We start from the raw sequence: 3174 nt of genomic DNA on the forward strand, positions 1-3174 counted from the left end.
CTTTCGCTTATCTACCCACCCTGATCCGCGCTCCTGCACGAAAAGTTCAGGCTAGAGCGCCCGGATGTGCATCAGATGTCCGATCAGGTCACCCGATCCTGGGCTGACGGGGGGTCCGGCTTCTGTGTCACGACGAAATCGTACGCGGCCAGCGGCCGCAGACGGAGCTCGATCCGGTCGTCGGGTAGCCACAACCAACCTGGCTCACGTGATGCCGGGTTGTTCCGGCGCGCCTTTGCTCGCGCCGCCGGCCCGGGCGAAGAACGACACGCGTCCGTTGGTCTCGAGCACAGCGAGCTCGATCTCGTCGAACCGGCGGATACCCTTCTGCCGGGCATCCGCCATCAAGTCGTCCAGCGACATCCGCTCGGTACTCAGTCGCTGCTGGTCGGGTATCCCGTCGCGGACGATGATGATGGGAACATGCGTGACCCACGCGCGCGGGAACCGCGCATTGGCCCACGCCAGGTCCAGTGCGAGCAGGGCGAAATCACCGACCGCGAGGACTGCGGACGTCACGGAGGAGTCCTGTTGCGTCACGCCCTGCTGCATGAGGTCGACGATGACGATGTAGAGAACCAGTTGGAAGGTGCTCAGTTCGCCGACGGTCGACCGTCCGACGACGCGGGTGATCATCCACAGGAACAGGAAGAGGACCGCCGCCCGAATCACGATCTCGATCAGGGCACCAGCCAGGTGGTGAATTCCAGGGTGATCACGTCGACTGCCTTCTCGGACAACGAGACCGATCCCAAGTGGCCGAGCTGGCTCGACGGCTGGATGTAGGCGTCGAAGCCCAGGGCGAGTGTGTCCCCGGGCGGCGGATCGATGGTCATGTCGGTCCGCGTAGGCGTCGCTGGTCTCTGCGGACGGCTCTGGTTGTCCGCGTATCCGCCGCGGCTGACCGCGCCGCACAAGCGATCGCAGCCGCGAGAAACGTCATCGCGAACACGGAACGAGTAATCAATCGAGCATTGATACGAACAGGTCGTGGCTCGCCTCATGCCGGTTCACCAAATCGGCCCATGTTGGAACACCGTCGCTCACGTTTAACCACGTTACGGTCGACGGCCCGCGACGCGAGACATATTCCGGTCAGCGATCGGATGCGGTCAGCGCCGTCGTGCATCGACGAATCGGTGGTCGCGGAGCATAGGCACCGAACGGCTCTGATCGACCTCGGCGGCAACCGCCACGTCGTCGGCGAATCCGTCAGCAATGAGTTCTCGACCAGATCCGCATCCGTGCAGTGCGAATGATGCTCGACCGGCGACCGCCTGCCACGCTGCCGCTGCCACTTCGGCCTCCGGGGAGGCATGTGTCGGTCCACCTGCGCTCATGAGAGCAGTGATCACGGCCCCGGCACCCCAGAGGTCCTCCACGGCCGGCCGCAAGCTACCGTCCGGCCACTTCTCGCCGGCTGCGATCACCGCGATCACCGCTCCGTCGGGATAGTTGTCGGCGATCCATCCCGCGACTGCGCGGGCGTTCCGAAGCGACGCTCCGACACATGCCCCCGCGGAGGTCCCGAGCTCGTACGCAATCGAGGAGCCATTTGGGGACGGAAGAACAAGACGCTCAACGGACTGCGCCGACCGAATCGTCCCAGGCGAGAGACTGATCGAACCCGGCGTTGCCGCCCTTCGGCCGACCGCCAGTGCGGCGTCGTGGTCGGACGCGTATTGCGCCGCGGACGCATCTTTCGACCGGTAGGGAAGAACTTCCGTGCCGACATCAATCGCGACCGACAGTGTCGTCGTGAAGGACAGCACGTCGACGACCACCGCAACATCGGCCTCGAGTGCACTTGCGGCGCCGGAGATGCCCCACTCGAATCGCAGCGGGTAGTCGAGTTGCCGGTGTTCACGATTCATGCGCTTACCTTGGCATGCCCCACGCGTACAGCTACGAGAAACCCGCCCGGAAGCGGATCCGCTTACGGCACACCCCCCAGGACAGGAGGTTCCAGGCAACCTTCAACGGCAGTTCGACCTCGGATCCCGTATCGCCATGAATCGTGGCGCCAGCGTGCCGCGGCTGGACATGCCTCACGGACAGCACCGTGCCAAATAGCGTCGGCAAAAACGTGCCAGATAGCGCCGGGAGTCACAGTCAGGGGGTCTGTCGAAAAAGGATCTACTCTCTACAGCTGTCCCGTCTCGTCGATGCTGGGCAGTCTCACTGATTCGAGGTATCCGGCGTGTCGTCTCAACGTAGTTGAGGTGCGGGTGAGCCGCCCCGGATGCCGGCGACGACCTCTCACGGTCTCTATCCAGCTCCCTCATCCATCCAACGGACCCGTACCGCAAACCCCTCCTGCAAATAGCTCAGGCAGTGATCAACTGGACGGGCACGCCTGATCCGACGGGGTTGATGACGGCGTCGAGGATCGTCCGCTGGGTCTCGGTGAGGTGATCAGTGCATGCGTTGGCCGCGGCGTCACCGTCGCCGGTGAGGATTGCCCGGCATATGGTCCGGTGCTCGGCGAGGGAGGTGTCGAGGCGCTGCGGGCGCGAGTGCGCGATGATGCGCAGTCGGGCACTGTGGGGGCGCAACTCGGCGATGGAGCGGGCGAGGTGCTCGTTGCGGGTGTGCGCGATGACGGCCTGGTCGAATGCCTCGGCGAGCTCGTAGAACCGGTCACGTCGCTGGTCGGACGGCGCCTGGTCCGCGAGAGGGTCGAGTCCGTCGAGGATCTCCGAGAAGGCCTGTCGTGCCGCGGGAACCGAGTCGATGTTGTCGGCGACCATCCGTACCGCTGCCGCTTCGAGCAACATCCGCAGCTCGAACAGGTCTCGCACCCCCTGAATGGAGATCGGCGCGACGCGGACCCCCTGCCGGTCGACGAGCGAGACCAGCCCTTCAGCCTCGAGCTGCAACAGCGCACGACGCACCGGAGTGCGCGAAGCGGAGAAGCGCTCGCCGATGCTGATCACGCTCAGGGACTCCCCGGGACGCAAGCTCCCGTCGAGGATGCTCTCTCTGAGCTGCGCGTATACCTGCTCGCTCTTGCTGTCGGCCGCCATGTGTGCATCATAACGAACAGCATGGGACTCGCTATCGTGCTCCATACGGTATACAGTGATGCACACCACTACAACGGAGGAAGTCCGATGCTCGTCATACTCGGCTTCTCGATGATCGCGGTATTCATGTACCTGATCATGAGCAAGC

The 3174-nt window shown here is 64.2% G+C and carries 4 protein-coding genes; all 4 read right to left on the reverse strand.

The genetic code is table 11. The features are described from left to right. Positions 1-204: 204 nt before the first annotated feature. The 4 genes from P3H15_RS53385 to P3H15_RS53400 all read right to left on the reverse strand — a co-directional run bounded on the left by P3H15_RS53385 (position 205) and on the right by P3H15_RS53400 (position 3026). A complete protein-coding gene (locus P3H15_RS53385; RefSeq protein ID WP_346348892.1) occupies positions 205-672 on the reverse strand; it encodes a YetF domain-containing protein in 468 nt (155 codons plus the stop codon). An 8-nt stretch (positions 673-680) separates the two neighbouring features. Next, the gene (locus P3H15_RS53390) at positions 681-836 is read right to left on the reverse strand and encodes a hypothetical protein (protein WP_276144727.1); all 156 of its coding nucleotides are present in this window, start codon (positions 834-836) and stop codon (positions 681-683) included. Between the two features lie 276 nt (positions 837-1112). After that, positions 1113-1874, reverse strand: coding sequence for a 2-phosphosulfolactate phosphatase (locus P3H15_RS53395; RefSeq protein WP_276144724.1), 762 nt, complete (start codon positions 1872-1874; stop codon positions 1113-1115). 453 nt (positions 1875-2327) lie between these two features. Then, positions 2328-3026 carry a GntR family transcriptional regulator gene (locus tag P3H15_RS53400; RefSeq protein WP_276144725.1) on the reverse strand — a complete coding sequence of 233 codons (699 nt, stop codon included), beginning with the start codon at positions 3024-3026 and terminating at the stop codon, positions 2328-2330. Positions 3027-3174: the final 148 nt, after the last annotated feature.

The sequence above is a fragment of the Rhodococcus sp. T2V genome, from assembly GCF_029269925.1.
Lineage (GTDB): Bacteria > Actinomycetota > Actinomycetes > Mycobacteriales > Mycobacteriaceae > Rhodococcus_F > Rhodococcus_F koreensis.

Coding starts and splice junctions, on each gene's coding strand:
- P3H15_RS53390 (WP_276144727.1), bottom strand. CDS start 836: ATGACCATCGATCCGCCGCCCGGGGACACACTCGCCCTGGGCTTCGAC.
- P3H15_RS53395 (WP_276144724.1), bottom strand. CDS start 1,874: ATGAATCGTGAACACCGGCAACTCGACTACCCGCTGCGATTCGAGTGG.
- P3H15_RS53400 (WP_276144725.1), bottom strand. CDS start 3,026: ATGGCGGCCGACAGCAAGAGCGAGCAGGTATACGCGCAGCTCAGAGAG.